The following is a 288-nucleotide window of genomic DNA, read 5'->3' on the forward strand; positions in this document are numbered from 1 at the left end:
AAAAGTAAGCATGGCAGACAATCTAGCTATCATTGTGTCGGGATCAAAGTCATTGATGGCGCGATAAAAATCCCGAAAATTGCACCGATTGAAGCGCGTTTACATCGTGAAATTACGGGGGCGCTGAAAAGTATCACACTGAGCCGCAGCGCAACCGGAAAATACTATGCGTCACTACTCTGTGATGACGGGGTAGAAGCACCGGCAAAGCCAACATTGATATCAAATATCACGGGGCTTGATGTGGGGCTGAGTCATTACGCCATCAAATCAGACGGCAATAAGATT

Annotated in this window: 1 pseudogene; it reads left to right on the top strand. The window is 46.5% G+C overall.

From position 1 onward, the window contains the following. Nucleotides 1-288: pseudogene (locus tag BHE89_RS01085) on the top strand (RNA-guided endonuclease TnpB family protein); the annotation flags it as partial.

It is taken from the genome of Shigella sp. FC1967 (assembly GCF_001743005.1).
GTDB lineage: Bacteria > Pseudomonadota > Gammaproteobacteria > Enterobacterales > Enterobacteriaceae > Proteus.